Genomic DNA, 20,189 nt, shown 5'->3' with positions numbered 1-20,189 from the left:
GGACAGCGCGCTCGCCGCGGCCAACCTCGCCCTGTCGCGTGGTCGGCGGCGGTCACGGCCGGAGTCGTGAGCGCTGTGTGGTCGCGCCGGAAGGGGTGATCGCATCAGAAGGTCCTCGCAGCGTCGGTGCAACGGGGTCTGAATTGGGCTGGGAGCGCTCCCAGGTGGCAGGACTGTAGCCAGTGGGAAACGTTGAGGAAAAGAGGGCCTCGCCGACGGGCAGGTCCCGCCGTTTCTCACGTTCCGTGAAGAAACGGCCGGATGATCAGTGGTTGAGACAGTGCGAAGGCTGGCGAGCGCCGAGCCGGTGACGCTGTGTAGATATTTGCGCAAACGTATGCGCCAACAGGGTGAGTGAGATTCAGGTCACCGACCGATCGAAGTTGATGTCGAAAAATCGCCGAATTACGCCGGAGGGTAGAAACCGCGCTACGCCGAACAGTTCAGCGCTGAATGATCGGGCGGTCACTTGGGTCAAGCGGGACGACCAAATGATCAGAAACGAGTGGAAGGGCGGCCCCGAATCTGCGGCTTCGGGATCCTTCGGGTGCGCCGCGACCGGTCGGGTCACCATTCGGGGCCTGACCTGGCGGGCGAGGGCGGGAGCCTGCCGGCGTCACGTTCCGGGGGTGCTGTCCTACGCTGCGTCATTCGGTCCAGTGGTGGCCAACGTTCGGCCCAGAAGGTGGACTCCGCTGAGTCGAACTTGTCAAGCCTTTGTGGTCGAACCCTCTTTTCACGGTGTTTCGATGCCGTTACAGTCCCGCACTGGGAGCGCTCCCAGAACCTCCAGCCCTGCCCCCCTTGGAGGGACCGCATGCGACGACGCATGTCCGGAGCGCTGGCCGGCACGTTAGCCGTGCTGGTCAGCGCCCTGACGCTGACACCGTTCCAGCCGTCCGCGACGGCCGCGCCGGCGTTCAACTACGGCGAGGCCCTGCAGAAGTCGATCTGGTTCTACGACGCCCAGCGGTCCGGTGACCTGCCCGCCGACAACCGGGTGAACTGGCGCGGGGACTCGGCGCTGCGCGACGGCAGCGACGTGGGGCTGGACCTGTCGGGCGGCTTCTACGACGCGGGCGACCACGTGAAGTTCGGCCTGCCGTTCGCGTCCACGGTCTCGATGCTGGCGTGGGGCGCGGTGGAGAACCGGGACGCGTACGAGAGCTCGGGCCAGCTGCGGTACCTGATGTCGAACCTCAAGTGGGGCACGGACTGGATCATCAAGGCGCACCCGTCGCCCAACGTCGTCTACGGGCAGGTCGGCTCGGGCAACGACGACCACAAGTGGTGGGGCGCGGCCGAGGTCATGCAGATGGCGCGGCCGTCGTACAAAGTGGACACCTCCTGCCCCGGCTCCGACCTCGCGGGCGAGTACGCCGCCGCGATGGCGTCGTCCTCGATGGTGTTCAAGCAGACCGACCCCGCCTACGCGGCGACCGTGCTGACCCACGCCAAGCAGCTCTACAGCTTCGCCGACACCTACCGCGGCAAGTACAGCTCCTGCATCACCGACGCGGCCAACTTCTACAACTCCCACAGCGGCTACCAGGACGAGCTCGTGTGGGGCGCGATCTGGCTGTACCGCGCGACCGGTGACGCGAGCTACCTGGCCAAGGCCAAGGCGGAGTACTCGAAGCTGTCCACCGAACCGCAGAGCACCACCCGGTCCTACAAGTGGACCATCGCCTGGGACGACAAGTCGTACGGCGCGTACGTCCTGCTGGCCAAGCTGACCGGTGAGACCGAATACGTCAACGACGCCAACCGGTGGCTGGACTACTGGACCACCGGCTACAACGGCAACCGGGTGCGGTACTCGCCCGGCGGCCAAGCCCACCTCGACACCTGGGGCTCGCTGCGGTACGCGGCCAACACCGCGTTCGTCGCGCTGGTCTACAGCGACTGGCTGCGCGAACGCGACGCCGCCAAGGCGACCACCTACCACGACTTCGGCGTGCGGCAGATCAACTACGCGCTGGGCGACAACCCGCGCAGCTCCAGCTACGTCGTGGGCTTCGGCGCCAACCCGCCGCGCAACCCGCACCACCGCACCGCGCACGGCGCGTGGGCCGACACCATGCAGGAACCGGTGACCAGCAGGCACATCCTGTACGGCGCGCTCGTCGGCGGCCCCGGCACGAACAACGACGCGTACAAGGACGACCGCACCGACTTCGTCGCCAACGAGGTCGCGCTGGACTACAACGCGGCGTTCACCGGCGCGCTCGCCCGGCTGTACAAGGAGTTCGGCGGCACGCCGCTGACGAACTTCCCCGTCGCCGAGACCACGGACGGCCCCGAGCTGACCGTGCAGGCCTCGATCAACCAGAGCGCCCCCGGCTTCACCGAGATCAAGTCGTTCATCCTCAACAAGACCGCGTGGCCCGCCCGGATGTTCAACGGCTCGCTGCGCTACTACTTCACCCTCGACGGCGCCACCACGCCGAACCAGATCACCGTCGCCACGAACTACAACCAGTGCGGCACGGTCAGCGGCCCCAAGCAGCACAGCGGCTCGGTGTACTACGTCGAGGTGCCGTGCCCCGGCGTCTACCCCGGAGGCCAGTCCGCGCACCGGCACGAGGTGCAGTTCCGCATCACCAGCGCGGGCACCTGGGACCCGACCAACGACTGGTCCTACGCGGGCCTGGGCACCGGCAACGCGGTGGCGCTCACCGACCGCCTGGTGCTCGCCCAGGACGGCCAGGTGTTGTGGGGCAAGGAACCGGGCCCGGCGGTCGAGGACCGCGAGGCCCCGACCGTCCCGCTGGGACTGCGCGTCTCGAACCTCGGCGCGACCAGCGCCACCCTCGGCTGGGTGGCCTCCACCGACAACGTCGGGGTGACCGGCTACGACGTGCTTCGGGCGGATGGCACGGTCGCAGGTGCCACGGTCACCCCGACGTTCCACCTCACCGGTCTGACCCCCGGCGCGCACAGTTTCTCGGTGCGGGCCAGGGACGCCGCCGGCAACCGTTCCGCGCCCAGCACCGCGATCTCCTTCACCATCACGGACAACGGCGACAGCCAGCCGCCGACCGTCCCGGGTGGACCGTTCGCCTCCGCGATCACCGCCACCGGCGCGACGGTGACCTGGGCGCCCTCCACGGACAACGAAGGCGTGGCGGGCTACGACATCCTGCGCTCGGACGGCACGGTCGCGGCCACCACCACCGGGGTCAGCTACCAGCTCACCGGACTCACCCCGGACACCGCGTACACCTTCACCGTCCGCGCCAAGGACACCTCCGGCAACGTCTCCGCACCCAGCACCGCCGTCGCGTTCCGCACCACGCAAGGCACGGCAGGCGCGATCGCCGTGCAGCAGCGCGGGAACGGCTCGGCGAGCGCCAACCAGATCGGCGCGACGCTCGCCGTCGTCAACCGCGGCACCACGGCGGTGGACCGGTCCACGATCACCACGAGGTACTGGTTCACCGGTGACACGGCCAACGCCAACTACCAGGTGTTCTGCGACTGGGCGGTGGTCGGCTGCGCCAACGTGCGCGCCACCGTGGTGAAACTGCCCAACGCGCGCCCCGGCGCGGACTCCTACCTCCAGGTGTCGTTCACCGCGGGCACGCTCGCCGCGGGTGCTGGCACCGGTGACATCCAGTTGCGGGTGGCCAAGTCCGACTGGTCCACGTTCAACCAGGCCGACGACCACAGCTACCGGGTCAGCGCGACGCTGACCGATTTCGACCGGGTGACCGCGTACACCGGCGGCACCCTCGCCTGGGGCGTAGAGCCCTAGCACCCGGACTCGGCACGGGACGTTCTGCGCGCCCAGGCGTCCCGTGCCGACCCCACCGACCGCCACGCCCTTTTTAGCTCGCGGGTCAATGGCTGATCCGTGCAGGAGGAGGACGCATGAGGTACCGCACCAGAGCGGGACGGTTGCGCACCGGACCACTCGCGCTGATAGCCGCGGCGGCTACCGCCGCGGGTGTTATGCCGTTCGTCGCGCCGGTGGCGAACGCGGCCGTGGCTTGCACGGTCAACTACCAGGTCACCAACCAGTGGCAGGGTGGCTTCGGCGCCAGCGTTTCCATCCGGAACGAGGGTGACGCGGTCAACAACTGGCGCCTCACGTGGACCTTCCCGGACGGCCAGCGCGTGCAGTCGGGCTGGAACGGCACGTTCACGCAGAGCGGCGCCGGTGTGACCGTGGCGGCCCCGGGTTGGGCGCCGAACCTCGGCACCGGCGCGACCGTCACGCCCGGCTTCAACGGCTCGTGGACCGGCCAGAACCGGCCGCCGACGGACTTCGCGCTCAACGGCACGCGGTGCACCGGGCCGAACGTCAACGCCGACCCGACGGCGTCGCTGACGTCGCCGGTCTCGGGCACGGCGTTCCAGGTCGGCCAGGCCATCCCGATGGCGGCCACCGCGGCCGACACCGACGGCACCATCGCCAAGGTCGACTTCCTGGCCGACGGCGTGGTCGTCGCGACCGACACCTCGTCCCCGTACAACGGTTCGTGGACCGGCGCGACCGCCGGTGAGCACACCCTCGTCGCGCGGGCGACGGACGACAAGGGCGGCGTGGGAGCTTCCACGGCTGTCGGCGTCCGGGTGATCGCGGGCCAGGCGGTCCAGGTGAGCCCGCCGTCGCTGAGCGTGCGTCAAGGTGGCACCAACACCTTCGGCGTCTCGCTGGCCACCGCGCCCACCTCGTCGGTGACGGTCGCCGTCGCGCGTTCGGCCGGCAGCACCGACCTGACGGCCGGTCCCGCGTCGCTGACGTTCACCACGGCCAACTGGGCGACCAAGCAGAACGTCACGGTCACCTCGGCGGCCAACGGCGGCGACCTGGCCTCGGCCACGTTCACCGCGAGCGCCACCGGCGCCACGGCGGCCACGGTCGAGGTCAAGGAGATCTCCGACTCCGCGTCGGACTTCGAGCAGGCCTTCCTCGACCAGTACGCCAAGATCAACGACCCGGCGAGCGGCTACTACCGGACCTTCCCCGACGGGCTGAAGGTGCCGTACCACTCGATCGAGACGCTGATGGTGGAGGCGCCGGACCACGGTCACCAGACCACGTCCGAGGCGTTCAGCTACTACCTGTGGCTGGAAGCCAGCTACGGCAAGATCGTGGGTGACTGGGCGCCGTTCAAGAAGGCCTGGGCGTCGATGGAGAAGTACATCATCCCGGCCAAGGCGGACCAGCCGACCAACGACAAGTACGACGCGTCCAAGCCCGCGACCTACGCCCCGGAGCACCCGCGGATGGACCAGTACCCGTCGGTGCTGGACTCCGGTGTGTCGGTGGGGCGCGACCCGATCGCGGCCGAGCTGCGGTCGGCGTACGGCAACAGCGACATCTACGGCATGCACTGGCTGCTCGACGTCGACAACACCTACGGCTTCGGCCGGTGCGGCGACGAGTCCGACGCCCTGCCCGCGTACATCAACACCTACCAGCGCGGTTCCTCGGAGTCGGTGTGGGAGACCATCCCGCAGCCGTCCTGCGACACGTTCGCGCACGGTGGCCCCAACGGCTTCCTCGACCTGTTCACCAAGGACGCCAGCTACGCCAAGCAGTGGAAGTACACCAACGCCCCGGACGCCGACGCGCGTGCGGTGCAGGTGGCCATGCTGGCGCAGGAGTGGGCGACCGAGCAGGGCAAGGGCGCCGAGGTGGCGCCCGAGCTGGAGAAGGCCGCGAAGATGGGCGACTACCTCCGCTACGCCATGTTCGACAAGTACTTCAAGAAGATCGGCAACTGCGCCAGCACCAGCTGCCCGGCCGGCACCGGCAAGGACAGCGCGCACTACCTGATGTCCTGGTACTACGCGTGGGGTGGCGCCACCGACACGTCCGCCGGTTGGGCGTGGCGCATCGGTGACGGTGCCTCGCACCAGGGCTACCAGAACCCGTTGGCGGCCTACGCGCTGGCGAACGTGCCCGCGCTGAAGCCGAAGTCGGCGACCGGCCAGCAGGACTGGGCCACGTCGATGACCCGTCAGCTGGAGATGCTCCAGTGGCTCCAGTCCGCCGACGGCGCCATCGCCGGTGGTGTCACGAACAGCTGGGAGGGTTCCTACAGCGCGCCGCCCGCCGGCACGCCGACCTTCTACGGCATGTACTACGACGCCCACCCGGTGTGGCGCGACCCGCCGTCGAACCGCTGGTTCGGCTTCCAGGCGTGGCAGATGGAGCGCACCGCGGCGCTGTACGAGAAGACCGGTAACGCGGCGGCCAAGAAGATCCTCGACAAGTGGGTCCCCTGGGCCATCGCGAACACCACCGTCGGCACCGGCGGCCAGTTCCAGATCCCGAACGACCTGACCTGGACCGGCGCTCCGGACAACTGGAACGCCACCAACCCCGGTGCCAACGCGAACCTGCGCGTCACGGTGGCCAACCACAGCCAGGACGTCGGCATCGCCGCGTCCTACGCCAAGACGCTCCTCAACTACGCGGCCGAGTCGGGCAACGCCCAGGCGAAGACCGTCGGCGAGGGGCTGCTGACGGCGCTGCTGGCGCACCAGGACAGCAAGGGCATCGCGGTGCCGGAGACGCGTGCGGACTACAACCGCTTCGACGACACGTACAACACGTCGACGCGCGAGGGCCCGTACGTCCCGACGGGCTGGTCGGGCACCATGCCCAACGGTGACCAGATCCGCCCGGGCGTGTCCTTCGTGGACATGCGGTCGATGTTCAAGCAAGACCCCGAATGGCCGAAGGTGCAGTCGTACCTGAACGGCGGCCCAGTGCCGACCTTCACCTACCACCGGTTCTGGGCGCAAGCTGAGATCGCCACGGCGTTCCAGCTGCACGTGGAACTGTTCGGGTAGGCCACCGAAGGTCGCCGGCACCCCCCTCACGACGTGGTGAGGGGGGTGTTCGGCGTGGCGTTCGCCGGTGTTCGGCGGGCCGTTCGGCATTGTCTCGATAGTCGAACGCATTCGACGTCAACGTCGCGAATGAAACAACCTTGAAACTTCGGTGTTGACTCGGGTGAGAGAGCTGTGCCACATTTCTGGCACCCCGCCCCGCTGACTCCGGTCGGCGATGTTTTCGCAGCGATCGAAACGATTCGATTCAGTGAGCTGCACATTCGAACAATTCGACGACCGCGAGAGGTGCGCCGTGGACCCGCTGCCGTTCCGCGATCCGGGTCTGCCGGTCGAGGCCAGGGTTGCCGACCTGCTCGGCAGGCTGACCGACGAGGAGAAGGTGGCGCTGCTGCACCAGCACCAGCCCGCCGTGCCGAGACTGGGGTTGGCGGCGTTCCACACCGGTATGGAGGCGCTGCACGGCGTCGCCTGGTCGGGTGTGGCCACGGTGTTCCCGCAGGCCGTCGGGCTGGCGTCCACCTGGGACACAGGGCTGGTGCGGCGGGTCGGCGAGGCCGTCGGCACCGAGGCCCGGGGCTTCCACCACCGGGACCCGGTCGCGCACGGGCTGAACGTGTGGGCGCCGGTGGTGAACCCGCTGCGCCACCCGCTCTGGGGCCGCAACGAGGAGGGCTACTCCGAGGACCCGACGCTGACCGCGGCGATGGGCACGGCCTACGCGACCGGCCTGCGCGGCGACCACCCGCGCTACCTCCGCACCGCGCCGACGCTCAAGCACTTCCTGGGCTACAACAACGAGGACGACCGCTGCGTCACGTCGTCCGACCTGCGGCCGAGAGTGCTGCACGAGTACGAGCTGCCGTGCTTCCGGGGTCCTATCGAGACGGGTGCGGCGGTGGCCGTGATGCCGTCGTACAACCTGGTGAACGGCCGTCCCGCGCACCTGAGCCCGTTGCTGGAGCAGGAGTTGCAGACCTGGTCGCCGGACGGCGTCGCGGTCGTCAGCGACGCCTACGCGCCGTCGAACGTGGCCGGTCTGCAGGCGTACCTGCCGACCCAGGCCGAGGGCCACGCGGCGCTGCTCAACGCGGGGCTGGACAGCTTCACCGACCAGGACGCCGACCCGACGCTGATGATCGAGAGCGTCACCACCGCGATCAAGGACGGCCTGCTGGAGTGGTCCGTGGTGGACCGGGCCGTCGGCCGGGTCCTCTCGCTGCGGTTCCGGCTCGGCGAGTTCGACCCGCCGGCCGAAAGTCCGACCACCGAAGACCCGGCTGACGCAAACCCGTACGCGTCCATCACCTCGGACGTGATCGGCACGCACGGCGAGCTGGCGTTGGAGGCCGCACGGCGGGCCGTCGTGCTGCTGCGCAACGACTCCGTGCTGCCGTTCGAGCGGGGCACGAAGCTCGCCGTCATCGGCACGCACGCGGACACGCTGTTCGAGGACTGGTACAGCGGCACCCTGCCGTACCAGGTGACCGTCCGAAGGGGACTGGAGGAGTTCACCTCCGTCTCCTGCACCGAGGGGGTCGACCGGATCGCGCTGCGCGCGGCGGACGGCCGTTACCTCGGGGTGCGCGGCGGTGTCGTGGGTATGGGGGAGCGGGCGCTGTTCGACCGCTTCGACTGGGGCGACGGCGTGTGGACGTTGCGCGATGTCGGGTCCCGCCGCTTCCTCGGTGTGGCCGAGGACGGCTCGCTCGTCGCCACGGCGGCCATGCCGGGCGGCTGGGACGTGCGCGAACTCTTCGAGCCGCGCTCGACCGACGAAGGTGTGGTGCTGCACAACATCGTCGGCGGAGCCGACAATCCGGCAACAGTGCAGGGCAACCGGTTGGATGTCACAGCCTTCGCCATCGAACGCGTGGTGGACGGGATCGCCGCCGCGGTCGAGGTGGCGGCCCAGGCCGACGCCGTCGTGCTGGTGCTGGGCAACGACCCGCACATCAACGGCCGCGAGACCCAGGACCGCACGACCCTGCGGCTGCCGTCGCTGGACCTGGTGCGGGCGGTCCGCGAGGCCAACCCCAAGACGGTGCTGGTGCTCGTGAGCAGCTACCCGTACGCATTGGACGGCGAGGAGGAACACCTGCCCGGCATCGTGTGGACCGCGCACGGCGGGCAGGAGCAGGGCCGGGCGGTCGCGGAAGCGCTGTTCGGGGTGTTCTCGCCGTCGGGCAGGCTGACCCAGACCTGGTACCGCTCCGACGCCGACCTGCCGGACGTGTTCGACTACGACATCATCCGCGCGGGCAGCACCTACCTGTACTTCACCGGTGAGCCGCTGTTCCCGTTCGGCCACGGGCTGGGCTACACCACGTTCGAGTACTCCGAGCTGGAGTGGTCCGACGGCGTGGCCAGGGTGTCGGTCACCAACGCCGGGCCGGTCGAGGGCGCGGAGGTCGTGCAGCTGTACTCCTCGGCGTTGGACTCGCGGGTGCGGCAGCCGGTGCGCAAGCTCCAGTCGTTCCAACGGGTGCACCTCGCGCCCGGTGAGACCGCCGTGGTCGAACTGGCCGCGGAGCAGCTGTGGCACTGGGACGTCACCACCGGACGCCGGGTGGTCGAGGCCGGGCGGTACGAGCTGAGCGCGGGCTCGTCATCGCGGGACATCCGGTCGCGGGTGGTCGTGGACGTGCCGGGGGAGACCATCGGGTCGCGCGCGGGTGTGTTGCCCGCCTTGGACTTCGACGACTGCGACGGCGTGCGGCTGGTGGACGACGAGGTCGTGTTCACCCGGGCCGGCGCGTGGATCGCCTTCCACGACGTGACCTCCGAGTACCGGTCCGCGCCACCGGGAACCAAGATCTCGGTCGACGGCGCATCGCTCGTGCTCATCGCGGACGTGGCGGGCGTGCGAGTGCGGGAGGTGGGCTGACGTGGTCACCATCGCCGATGTCGCGCGGCACGCGGGGGTCGCGCCCAGCACCGTGTCGTACGTGCTCACCGGTCGCCGCTCGATCTCCACGGCCACCAAGGCCAGGGTCGAGGCGAGCGTGCGAGCGCTGGGCTACCACCCGCACGCGGGCGCCCGGTCGCTGGCCAGCAACCGCGCCAACGTGCTGGCGCTGGTGCTGCCGATGCGCGAGGGCATGCACATGCCGGTGCTGATGCAGTTCGTCGTCGCGGTCGCCAACGCGGCCCGCCGGCACGACCACGACGTGCTGCTGGTGACCGCCGACCAGGGCGCGGCGGGCCTGCGCCGGGTGGCGGGCAGCGCCCAGGTCGACGGCCTGCTGGTGATGGACGTGGAGATGCACGACGAGCGCGTGCCGGTGCTGCGGGACCTGGACCGGCCGTCGGTGCTCATCGGCTTCCCCGCCGACGCGGCCGGCCTGACCTGCGTGGACCTCGATTTCGCCGAGGCGGGCTCGCGGTGCGTGGACCACCTGGCCGACCTCGGGCACACCTACGTGGCGCTGGTCGGCGCGCCCCGCGCGGTCTACCAGCGCGACACCGGGTTCGCCCACCGCACCATGGCCGGGTTCAGCGCGGCCGCGATGCGCCGGGGTGTCTCGTCCACCACCCTGCCCACCGATACCGACCACGAGTCGGTCCGGGTGGCCATCACCGGTTTGCTCGAACGGCACCCGTCGGTGACCGGTCTGGTGGTGCACAACGAGGCCGCGTTGCCGTCCGTGGTCGAGGTGCTGCGGTCGCTGGGCCGCAAGGTGCCCGACGACGTGGCGGTGATCGCGATATGCCCCGATGACCAGGCCGAGCGGCTGATGCCGCCGCTGACCTCGGTGGCCGTGCCCGCCGAGCAGTTGGGCCACCACGCGGTGGCGCTGCTGATGGCCAAGCTGGACCGGACCCCGACACCTCCGCTGACGCTGCTGCCGCCTCGGCTCACCGAGCGGGCGAGCACGACGCGCTGACACCCCGCGTGCCGTTCCGCGGGGTACCGCGCACCGCTTCGAAACGGTGCGACTCGACCAAGAGGGACACCGGACGGGCTTCGCGAGATCACGGGCGGTTTCGACTGGCGCGACGGCCACCAGGTGGTGTCGAACCGGTGCTCAGCCCGCCGCGCGGCGTGGAGGTGGTGCGCCGCGGCGACGTGCTGTTCCTGGTCAACCACGGTCCCTCCGAGGCACGGCTGGACGTGCCGGCGTGCACGTCGACCTGCTGACCGGCGCCACCGCCACCGACTCCGTCACGCCGGCACGGTTCGGCGTCGCGGCCCTGGCACCGGCGCCGCCGCTACCCTCCGGTGGATGAACGACAACCACGTCGTGGTCATCACCACCACCGACAGCGAGGACGCGGCCGGCACCCTGGCGCGGGCGATCGTGGAGGCCCGCCTGGCCGCGTGCGTGCAGATCAGCAGCCCGATCCGCAGCGTCTACCGGTGGGACGGCGAGGTGCACGACGACCCCGAGTGGCAGCTCTGGATCAAGACCGCCTACGACCGGGTGGACGAACTGACCGAGTTCGTCAAGGCCCGGCACACCTACGACGTGCCGGAGGTGCTGGCGCTGCCCGTGCTCGGCGGCAACCCGGACTACCTGGCGTGGCTCACCGAGGAGACGCGCCGCTGAGGAACGCGGTGATCTGCTTTGCACCGGTGGTGGCCAGCCACGTGCGCAGGTCGAGCAGACCGGGGTGCAGCCGGCGGGTGGCCGCGACATCGGCCCGGTAGCCGCGCTCGTTCAGCCACTCGTTGGCGTGCGCGAAGTCCTCGTTCAGCTGCCTGATCACGTCGATCGGGATTTGTGCGTACGGCATCCGGTGGCCGATCGCCGCCGAGATGGCTGCGGCGATCTGGACCGGGGTGAGCTCGTCGCCCGCGATGTCCGCCGTGCGGCCGATCCACGTGTGCGGGTCGGCGAACGCCAGTGCGACGAACGCGCCGACGTCGGCTACCGCGATGAACTGCTGTGGGACGTCCGGGGCCATGCCGGTGGACACGGCGCCGTCGTGGAGTGCGTAGCCACCGGTGAAGTTCTCCATGAACGACACCGGACGCAGGACTGTGGCGGGCAGGCCGAGGGTGGCGATGTGCTGTTCGATCCGGTGCTTGCTGACCAGGTTCACCGGCAGCACCTCGGTGGCGTGACGGCCCGCGCCGGCGACGGAGCTGAAGACGAAGTGCGCCACGCCCGTCTTGTGGGCGGCTTCGGCGACGTTGACGCCCCAGCGGACCTCGTCCTCGGCGGTGAAGTCCGGCGCGGTGCCGGGTGAACCTACGGTCGGCTGCACGCTGAACACGCCGTGCGCGCCGTCCATCGCGGCCACCAGGGAGTCCACGTCCTCCATATCGGCCCGCACGAGTGGTGCCGGTGCCGTTGCCCTCCCAGGATCACGGGTCAACGCACACACCTGCCAACCGTCGGCGAGCAGGCGCTTCACCACCGCACGGCCCTGGAGGCCGGTCGCACCCACCACCGCAATCGTCTTGTCCACGGTTCTCCTCGCCCATAAACAGGGTGGCCCCCCGTTTGCTTGCCGGTACGATATGGAGGACCACCCCGCTTAGTCCAGTTCTTTCTTCTCGGAGGCCTGATGCGTGCCGACGCGCGCCGCAACCAGGAGCGGATCGTCGCCGTCGCCGGCGACGCGATCGCCGAGCACGGCGCGGACGCGTCACTGGAGGAGATCGCCCGACGCGCCGGCGTCGGCTCGGCGACCCTGCACCGGCACTTCCCGACCCGTCAGGCGCTGCTGGAAGCCGTGTTCCGCGACCGCGTCGAGGCCCTGTGCGACCAGGCCCGTTCCATCGCCGCCGAACTTCCACCCGGACCCGCACTGGCGGCCTGGCTGCGTGCGGTAGGCAGGCACGCGGCCGCCAACCGAGGCCTGGCCGCGTCCCTGATGCGCGGCGCCGACCCGTCCCTGGGCGCCACCTGCCACGCGATGATCACCACCGCCGCCGAGGACCTGGTCACGGCAGCCCAACGCACACGCGACGTCCGCCCCGACGTCGCCGTAGTCGACCTCCTCAAACTGACCAGCGCCATCTCCCTGTCCACCGAAGGCAACCCCACCGAAGCCGACCGCCTACTAACCCTCGCCCTAACCGGCGTCCGCCCCACCTAACCGCGTGTCCAACGTTCAGAACGGGCGTGTCCAACGTTCAGAACGCGCGTGTCCTACCTTCAGGTTCCAGCGTGCTGTTACGGCGCAAATCCCCCAGCTCGCGTGTTCTGAGCGTTCAACTCGCCCGTTCTGAACGTAGGACACGGCCGTTCCGAACGTTGGACACGCGCGTTCTGAGTGTTGGACACGCGGGTGGGTCAGATGCCTAGTCGGCGCCGTAGCAGGGTGGCGGTGTGGACGGGTTCGGTGTCGGAGCCGTGGCGGACCTGGGTGCGGCAGCTGAAGCCGTCGGCCACGATCGCCGTGTCCGCATCGGCGGCCCGCACGGCGGGGAACAGGGTCTGCTCGCCCACCGCCATCGACACGTCGTAATGCCCGCGTTCGAAGCCGAAGTTGCCCGCCAGACCGCAGCACCCCTCCAGCATCGACGCGCTCACCCCGGCCTTCGCCAGCAACTCCCGGTCGGCGTCCAACCCCAGCTCGGCGTACTGGTGGCAGTGCGGCTGCACCACCGCCCGCTCGCTGCCCGACAACGGCTCCAGCAGCGGCGACACGTGTTCGGCGAACGTCCGCACCGACTTCGCCAGCCGCATCACATCAGGGTCGTCGCCGGCGACCTCCAACGCGTCGGAACGCAGGAACGCCGTGCAACTCGGCTCCAACCCGATCACCGGCACGCCGTCCGCCGTCCACCGCCGCAGCGCCCGGGCAGTCCGCCGGATCACCCGCCGCGCCATGCCCAACTGCCCGGTGGAGAACCACGTCAACCCGCAGCACACCGCCGACTTGGGCACCTCCACCCCCTGCCCGGCGTGCCCGAGCACCGCCGCCGCGTCGAAGCCGATCCCCGGCTCGAAGTGGTTGGTGAACGTGTCCGGGAACAGCAGCACCCGATCACCGGCCGTTGCCCGATTCACGGTTCCGCCGTGGACGACAGGGGCGAACCGCGACTGGAACGACCGCACCGGCGTCGGCAGCGACCTCTCCGGTGTCACACCGCCGAACCGGCTGAACCGGGCACTCACCCCGTTCACCAACCCCAGCCGCAACCACAACGGCAGCCAGCCCATCGAGTAGTGCGCCGCCGGCCGCACCCGCCCCCGGTAGTGGTGGTGCAGGAACTCCGCCTTGTACGTGGCCATGTCCACGTCCACCGGGCAGTCCCGCTTGCACCCCTTGCAGCCCAGGCACAGGTCCAGCGCGTCCCGGACCTCCTCCGACCGCCACCCGTCGCGCACCACCTGCCCGCCCATCATCTCGAACAGCAACCGCGCCCTGCCGCGGGTGGAGTGCTTCTCCTCCCGCGTGGCCCGGTAGCTCGGGCACATCACCCCACCGGACGTGTTCAGGCACTTGCCCACGCCGACGCACCGCCGCGTCGCCGCCGCGAAATCACCGCTGTCGGCGTGCAACGCCAACCGGGCCCGGGTCGGGATCACCGGGGGAGCGACCAGCACCCGCAGGTCCTCGTCCAGCTTCGCGGGCGCGACGATCCGGCCCGGGTTCATCCGGTTGTCCGGGTCGAACGCCGCCTTGAACCGCCCGAACGCGGTGATCGCGGCCGGCGGGTACATCCGGGGCAGCAGCTCCGACCGGGCCTGCCCGTCGCCGTGCTCACCGGACAACGACCCGCCGTGCGCCACCACCAGATCCGCCGCGTCCTCCAGGAACGACCGGTGCCCGCGCGCGAAGTCGAAGTCGATCCGCACGTGGACGCAGCCCTCGCCGTAGTGCCCGTACGTGACGCCGCGCCTGCCGTGCCCGGCCAACAACGCGTCGAACTCCCGCAGGTACGCGCCCAACCGCTCGGGCGGCACGGCCGCGTCCTCCCACCCGGCCCACGCCTCGCCACCGTCCGCCATCCGGGTCGCCAGACCCGCGCCGTCCTCCCGCACCCGCCACAGCGTGCGCTGCCGTCCCGGATCGGTCACCACCACCGAGTGCGGCGCGAGCCCGGCGGCCCGGTGCGCGACCGCGTCCTCGGTCGTCTCCACGAACAGCCAGCTGTCGCCACGCGGCAGCAGCCGCAGCCCGTCACCCGCCGCCCGCGCCAGCTCGATGTTCAGGCCCTCGACCGTGAGCACGTCCAGGTCGCGCAGCGCCGGGGCCAGGTCGGCGGCGTCGTACGGGCCGTCGAACCCGAGCACCGCCAGCACCCGGCGCGGCGGCGCCTCCACCAGCTTCACCGTCGCGCCGAGCACGGTCACGCACGTGCCCTCGGAGCCGACCAACGCCCTGGTCAGGTCCGGCAGCGCGTCCAGCCGGTACCCGGACACCCGCCGGTCCAGCGCGGGGAACCACGCCGGGTCCACGGCCGGCAGGTCCAGCGGCGGGGGAGTGCGCGTGTCGAACCGCCGGCCGTCCGCCAGCAGCACGTCCAACGCGTGCACGTTGTCGCTGGTCTTGCCCCAGGCGACGGAGTGCGAACCGCACGCGTCGTTGCCGATCATCCCGCCGAGCGTGCAGCGCGAGTGCGTGGACGGGTCCGGCCCGAACACCAGCCCGTGCGGCCGGACGGCGTCGTTCAGCCGGTCCAGCACCAGCCCCGGCTGCACCACCGCGATCCGCTCGACCGGGTCCACCGAGACCACCTGATCGAGATAACGGGAGAAGTCGATCACCAACCCGGCCCCCGCCGAGTTGCCCGCGATCGAGGTGCCCGCACCCCGGTTGGTGATCGGCACGTTGTGCTCGACCGCCACACCGACCGCCGCCACCACCCCTTCCACCGACCGGGGCCGGACCACGACCGAGGGCACGTGGCGGTAGTTGGAGGCGTCGACGGAGTAGAGGGCGCGGTCGGCGGGATCGGCGAGTACGTCGCCGTCCACCGCGGCCCGGAGGTGTTCGGCGAAAGCGGTCACCCTGACCATTGTGATCCACCCCCGGCCAATGGTGGCGTACTTAGGGGTAGGGGATAGCCTCGCACCCGCATCAACCAGCAGCGATGGGAGCAAGCGTGTCGAGGTCCGTTCTGGTCACCGGCGGCAACCGGGGCATCGGTCTGGCGATCGCGCGGGCGTTCGCGGCGCAGGGCGACAAGGTCGCGGTGACGCACCGCGGCTCCGGCGCGCCCGAGGGGCTGCTCGGCGTCAAGTGCGACGTGACCAGTTCCGCCGAGGTGGACGCGGCGTTCGCCGAGGTCGAGGCCGCGCACGGGCCGGTCGAGGTGGTCGTGGCCAACGCGGGCATCACCGACGACACCCTGCTGCTGCGGATGACCGACGAGCAGTTCACCCGCGTCCTCGACGCCAACCTGACCGGCGCGTTCCGGGTCGCCCAGCGCGCGTCCAGGGGCATGCTGCGCAAGCGCTACGGCCGGATCGTGTTCATCTCCTCCGTGGTCGGCCTCACCGGCGGCGCGGGCCAGGTCAACTACGCGGCCAGCAAGGCGGGCCTGGTGGGCGTGGCCCGGTCGATCGCCCGCGAGCTGGGCACCCGCAACATCACCGCGAACGTCGTCGCGCCCGGGTTCATCACCACGGACATGACCGACGCGCTGCCCGAGGACCGCAAGAAGCAGATCCTGGCCCAGGTGCCGTCGGGCCGGTACGGCACGACCGACGAGATCGCCGCCGCCGTCACGTTCCTGGCCTCCGACGCCGCCGCCTACATCACCGGCGCGGTGCTGCCGGTGGACGGCGGCCTCGGCATGGGCCACTGAGAGCCACCGGGCTCGAAGTACTTCGAAGTACCAAGCACAACATTCTCGGAGGACGTTTCAGTGACGGGACTGCTCGAAGGCAAGCGGCTGCTGATCACCGGGGTGATCACGGACGCGTCGATCGCCTTCCACGTGGCCAGGGTCGCGCAGGAGCAGGGCGCCCAGGTCGTGCTCACCGGCTTCGGCCGGATGAGCCTGGTGGAGCGCATCGCCAAGCGCCTGCCGCAGGTCGCGCCGGTGGTCGAGCTCGACGTGCAGAACCAGGAGCACCTGGACTCGCTGGCCGACCGGGTGCGCGAGCACGTGGACGGTCTGGACGGCGTCGTGCACGCGATCGGCTACGCCCCGCCGTCGTGCCTGGGCGCGCCGTTCATGGACGCGCCGTGGGAGGACGTGGCCACGGCCATGCACGTCTCCGCGTACTCCTACAAGGCGCTGGTGCAGGCCACGCTGCCGCTGATGGGCCGCGGCGCGTCGGTGGTCGGCCTGGACTTCGACGCCCGCCAGGCGTGGCCCGCCTACAACTGGATGGGCGCGGCCAAGGCGGCGTTCGAGTCGATCAACCGCTACCTGGCCCGTGACCTGGGCCCGCAGGGCATCCGGGTGAACCTCGTCTCGGCGGGCCCGGTGCGCACGATGGCCGCCAAGTCGATCCCCGGCTTCGCGGAGCTGGAGTCCATGTGGGCCGAGAAGGCGCCGCTGGGCTGGAACGTGGACGACCCGACGCCGGTCGCCCAGTCGGTGTGCGGGATGTTGTCCGACTGGTTCCCGGCCACCACCGGTTCGATGGTGTTCGTCGACGGCGGCGTGCACTTCCTCGGGCTCTGAAGCCCGGTTCTCCAAGCCCGGTAACGCACGGAGTCCGGGTCGGCGTGCGGACGATCACGCCGACCCGGTTGTGCGGCCCCGGGGTGCCGGCGCGAGGATGTCCGGGTGAGTTACGACGCGCTGCTCTGGCTGTCCTTCGGCGGACCGGAAGGCCCCGAGGACGTCCGCCCCTTCCTGGAGAACGTGACCCGCGGCCGGGGTGTCCCGCCCGAGCGGCTGGACGAGGTGGAGCAGCACTACCAGCACTTCGGCGGCGTGTCCCCGATCAACGCGCTCAACCTCGCCGCGATCGAGGCGGTGCGCGGTCTGGTGGACCTGCCGATCTACTTCGGCAACCGCAACTGGCACCCGATGGTCGAGGACACGCTGGCCGAGATGAAGGCCGCCGGTGTCAAGCGGGCCCTCGTCTTCCCGACCAGCGCCTACGGCGGCTACTCGGCGTGCCGGCAGTACGACGAGGACATCCTGCGGGCGCGGGCGGCCGTCGAGGACGCCCCCGAGCTGGTGAAGCTGCGCCAGTTCTTCGACCACCCGCTGTTCGTCGAGTCGTTCGCGGACTCCGTGCGCGCCGCCGCGTCCCGCCTGCCCGTCGGGCCGGGTGACGAGTACCGCCTGGTGTTCACCGCGCACTCGGTGCCGGTGTCGGCGGACAAGGCCGCCGGACCGCCCGAGGGCGGCGGGCACCTCTACTCGCGGCAGGTCGCCGAGGCGTCCCGGCTGGTCGCGGAGGCTGTCGGGCTGTCCGATTACGACGTGGTGTGGCAGTCGCGGTCCGGGCCGCCGCAGATCCCGTGGCTGGAGCCGGACGTCGTGGACCACATCGAGACCCTGTACGACAAGGGTGTGCGGAACGTGGTGGTGTGCCCGATCGGGTTCGTCAGCGATCACCTGGAAGTGGTGTGGGACCTCGACACCGAGGCCCGTGAGCGTGCCCAGGAGCTGGGTATGGGCTTCGCCCGCGCGGCCACGCCCAACGACGACCCGCGGTTCGCCCAACTCGTGGCCGAACTCGTCGCCGAGCACCTGGCGGACGCACCCGTGCGCAAGCTGTCGGACTTCCCGGCCCTCGGGTGCACCACCAACGGGGCGTTCTGCGCCACGCTGTGCTGCGAGCCCGCGAAGCGGCCGACGCCGGGGGCTCGCCGGTGAGCGTGGATTTCAGCTGGTCGCCCCGACCGGGGGACTGGCGTGACGCGCTGCGCATCGCGGTGCCGCTGTACCGGTGGGCGCCGTGGTTCGCCGCGGCGCTCGCCGCGCTGGGCGTCGTCGTGCTGGTGATGGGCATGACGTTGGCGGGCGTGTTCGGGCTCGTCCTCGCTGTGATCATCATCGCACTCGTCCCGGTGGGCACCGCGGTGAACTTCCACAACCACCCGCTGGCGGCCAAGACCGTGACCGGCACGGCGGACGAGCACTCGCTGCGGATGTCCGTCGGCGAGGCGGCGCGCAGCGAACTGAGCTGGGCCGAACTGCCCGGTTGGGTGGAGACGGCGCGCGGTTTCGTGCTCAGGACCGGCACGACCGCGGTGTACGCCGTGCCGCACCGCGCGTTCCCCGACGCCGACGCGGTGGCGGAGTTCCGCTCCCTGCTGGTCGAACACGTCGGCCCGGCGGCCTGACCCGTTCGGGTGCCCGCGTACCCTCGGTAGGCGTGTCCTGTGCGAGTGCGACGCTGGTCGTCTGGACGTCAGCCTGGCTGCATGGTGCGGCCGCGGCCGACGACGTCCTCGACGCCTTGGGGTTCTGGGCCGAGATGCACGAAGTGGTCGCCGATGACGACGGCACCGCGACCGCGCTCGACCTGCCCGGCCCCGACGAGGTCCCGGTAGGCCCCGCCCTGCTGCTGGCGTCGCTGCGCCGCGCCTCGGCCACCACCGCCCGGTTGGTGATCCCCGTGCCCGGTGACGTGCGCGGGCTGGGCGGGAACGGTCCGCTCAACAAGTGTGCGCTGCGCGCGGGCCAGGCCGCCGTGCTGCCCGACGTCGGCGTGGGCCTGGTGCCCAACCTGGTGGCCGACGGGGTGATGCGGTGGACGGTGTTCGACCTGCCGGGCGCGCCCACCGCCGAGTACGTGCCCATCGGCGAGGCCGAGCACGGCTTGGCGTCGGCGATGCGCGAGGCCGCCACCGCGCTGGTGACGTTGGACGTGGCGCGGCACCGGCCCAACGTGCGGGCCGAGATCGCCGGGCTGTCCGCGGAGCACTCGAAGGTGGAGTGGCCGGCCGGGATGCCGCCGCGGGCGCTGCGCGTTCTGCAGCGGGCCTCCGAAGTCGCCGCGATCCTCACCGTGGCGGCCTCCGACGCGCCCGGCGGGGCGGTCTCGGCGACCGCGACGCGGGCTCGGGACGAAGCGCTGCGGCCGTTGTCCGAGGCCGTGCGGCGGGCACGGCTGGCGGCGGTGGACGAAGCCGTCCGGGTCCTTTCGGATCAGGCGGCCGGCCGCCATTAGGCGGAATTGGTCGTCGAATGTTCGACAACCATTCGATGATCTTCTGATTGCCTGGTTCTTTGATCGCGTGGCGCCGTGTCGAATATTCGACGGCGAACTGCTCCCGGAACATTGCGCGTAATCGGCTGAACAGGTGATCCGAGTCGCCGCCGTTTGCCCTCCGAATCGATTCCGGCTGACCTCGAACCGATAATCCCATCGGTAAACGAAGTGCTGAAACCTGCAGGTCAGCGGCCTGGGGCAGGGTACGCGCACGGGTATAGACGCGGATTATGTCCAGGTCAACCCCTCGTCAACAGGACATGTCGTGCGTTACCGTACGTCTGGGAGCGCTCCCAGGCGGCTGTTTCGGTCTTGCGTCGAATCCCGATTCGGCGGGATGTGCTGGGA

Annotated in this window: 14 protein-coding genes; 12 read left to right on the top strand and 2 right to left on the bottom strand. The window is 70.5% G+C overall.

The annotated features are described in order from the left end of the window. The first annotated feature begins 817 nt into the window (after positions 1-817). The 6 genes from ALI22I_RS31815 to cutA all read left to right on the top strand — a co-directional run bounded on the left by ALI22I_RS31815 (position 818) and on the right by cutA (position 11,360). The gene (locus ALI22I_RS31815) at positions 818-3,757 is read left to right on the top strand and encodes a glycoside hydrolase family 9 protein (protein WP_083752164.1); all 2,940 of its coding nucleotides are present in this window, start codon (positions 818-820) and stop codon (positions 3,755-3,757) included. Between the two features lie 116 nt (positions 3,758-3,873). After that, on the top strand, positions 3,874-6,810 hold the full coding sequence (locus ALI22I_RS31810; protein WP_077009187.1) for a glycoside hydrolase family 48 protein: 2,937 nt from the start codon (positions 3,874-3,876) through the stop codon (positions 6,808-6,810). Between the two features lie 295 nt (positions 6,811-7,105). Continuing rightward, complete coding sequence (locus tag ALI22I_RS31805) at positions 7,106-9,697, top strand: beta-glucosidase family protein (protein WP_202971109.1); 2,592 nt, start codon at positions 7,106-7,108, stop codon at positions 9,695-9,697. A 1-nt stretch (position 9,698) separates the two neighbouring features. Continuing rightward, complete coding sequence (locus ALI22I_RS31800) at positions 9,699-10,697, top strand: LacI family DNA-binding transcriptional regulator (RefSeq protein ID WP_077009186.1); 999 nt, start codon at positions 9,699-9,701, stop codon at positions 10,695-10,697. 137 nt (positions 10,698-10,834) lie between these two features. Continuing rightward, the gene (locus tag ALI22I_RS51380) at positions 10,835-10,951 is read left to right on the top strand and encodes a Beta-galactosidase C-terminal domain (RefSeq protein ID WP_179118433.1); all 117 of its coding nucleotides are present in this window, start codon (positions 10,835-10,837) and stop codon (positions 10,949-10,951) included. Positions 10,952-11,036: 85 nt separating this feature from the next. Continuing rightward, a complete protein-coding gene (gene cutA / locus ALI22I_RS31795) occupies positions 11,037-11,360 on the top strand; it encodes a divalent-cation tolerance protein CutA (protein WP_077009185.1) in 324 nt (107 codons plus the stop codon). On the opposite strand, the gene ALI22I_RS31790 is transcribed toward cutA, so the two are convergent. Beyond that, positions 11,338-12,225, bottom strand: coding sequence for an NmrA/HSCARG family protein (locus ALI22I_RS31790; RefSeq protein ID WP_077009184.1), 888 nt, complete (start codon positions 12,223-12,225; stop codon positions 11,338-11,340). The genes cutA and ALI22I_RS31790 overlap by 23 nt on opposite strands. A gap of 99 nt (positions 12,226-12,324) precedes the next feature. On the opposite strand from ALI22I_RS31790, the gene ALI22I_RS31785 reads away from it, so the two are divergent. Continuing rightward, complete coding sequence (locus tag ALI22I_RS31785; protein WP_077009183.1) at positions 12,325-12,858, top strand: TetR/AcrR family transcriptional regulator; 534 nt, start codon at positions 12,325-12,327, stop codon at positions 12,856-12,858. 197 nt (positions 12,859-13,055) lie between these two features. Here the strand turns inward: ALI22I_RS31785 and ALI22I_RS31780 are convergent, their stop codons facing one another. Next, positions 13,056-15,731: an FAD-binding and (Fe-S)-binding domain-containing protein gene (locus tag ALI22I_RS31780; RefSeq protein WP_077009182.1), complete on the bottom strand. Its 2,676-nt coding sequence runs from the start codon at positions 15,729-15,731 to the stop codon at positions 13,056-13,058. Positions 15,732-15,817: 86 nt separating this feature from the next. Between ALI22I_RS31780 and fabG the strand changes: the two genes are divergently transcribed. The 5 genes from fabG (at position 15,818) to ALI22I_RS31755 (ending at position 19,799) form a co-directional block, all read left to right on the top strand. Next, positions 15,818-16,522: a beta-ketoacyl-ACP reductase gene (gene fabG, locus ALI22I_RS31775; RefSeq protein ID WP_077009181.1), complete on the top strand. Its 705-nt coding sequence runs from the start codon at positions 15,818-15,820 to the stop codon at positions 16,520-16,522. A gap of 60 nt (positions 16,523-16,582) precedes the next feature. Further along, positions 16,583-17,350, top strand: coding sequence for an enoyl-ACP reductase FabI (gene fabI / locus ALI22I_RS31770; RefSeq protein WP_077009180.1), 768 nt, complete (start codon positions 16,583-16,585; stop codon positions 17,348-17,350). A 105-nt stretch (positions 17,351-17,455) separates the two neighbouring features. After that, positions 17,456-18,499 (top strand): ferrochelatase, encoded by a 1,044-nt coding sequence (locus ALI22I_RS31765; protein WP_077009179.1) that lies wholly within the window; start codon positions 17,456-17,458, stop codon positions 18,497-18,499. Continuing rightward, on the top strand, positions 18,496-18,969 hold the full coding sequence (locus ALI22I_RS31760; RefSeq protein WP_143532528.1) for a YcxB family protein: 474 nt from the start codon (positions 18,496-18,498) through the stop codon (positions 18,967-18,969). The genes ALI22I_RS31765 and ALI22I_RS31760 overlap by 4 nt, the downstream gene beginning before the upstream one ends. Positions 18,970-19,001: 32 nt before the next feature. Next, complete coding sequence (locus ALI22I_RS31755) at positions 19,002-19,799, top strand: hypothetical protein (RefSeq protein ID WP_077009177.1); 798 nt, start codon at positions 19,002-19,004, stop codon at positions 19,797-19,799. Positions 19,800-20,189 lie beyond the last annotated feature (390 nt).

Source organism: Saccharothrix sp. ALI-22-I, assembly GCF_001984175.1.
Lineage (GTDB): Bacteria > Actinomycetota > Actinomycetes > Mycobacteriales > Pseudonocardiaceae > Actinosynnema.
This window is presented reverse-complemented; position numbering and strand designations above follow the sequence as displayed.

Bases quoted from the DNA above. Each gene is read 5' to 3' on its own strand.
- ALI22I_RS31815 (WP_083752164.1), top strand. From the start codon at position 818: ATGCGACGACGCATGTCCGGAGCGCTGGCCGGCACGTTAGCCGTGCTG.
- ALI22I_RS31810 (WP_077009187.1), top strand. From the start codon at position 3,874: ATGAGGTACCGCACCAGAGCGGGACGGTTGCGCACCGGACCACTCGCG.
- cutA (WP_077009185.1), top strand. From the start codon at position 11,037: ATGAACGACAACCACGTCGTGGTCATCACCACCACCGACAGCGAGGAC.
- ALI22I_RS31785 (WP_077009183.1), top strand. From the start codon at position 12,325: ATGCGTGCCGACGCGCGCCGCAACCAGGAGCGGATCGTCGCCGTCGCC.
- ALI22I_RS31780 (WP_077009182.1), bottom strand. From the start codon at position 15,731: ATGGTCAGGGTGACCGCTTTCGCCGAACACCTCCGGGCCGCGGTGGAC.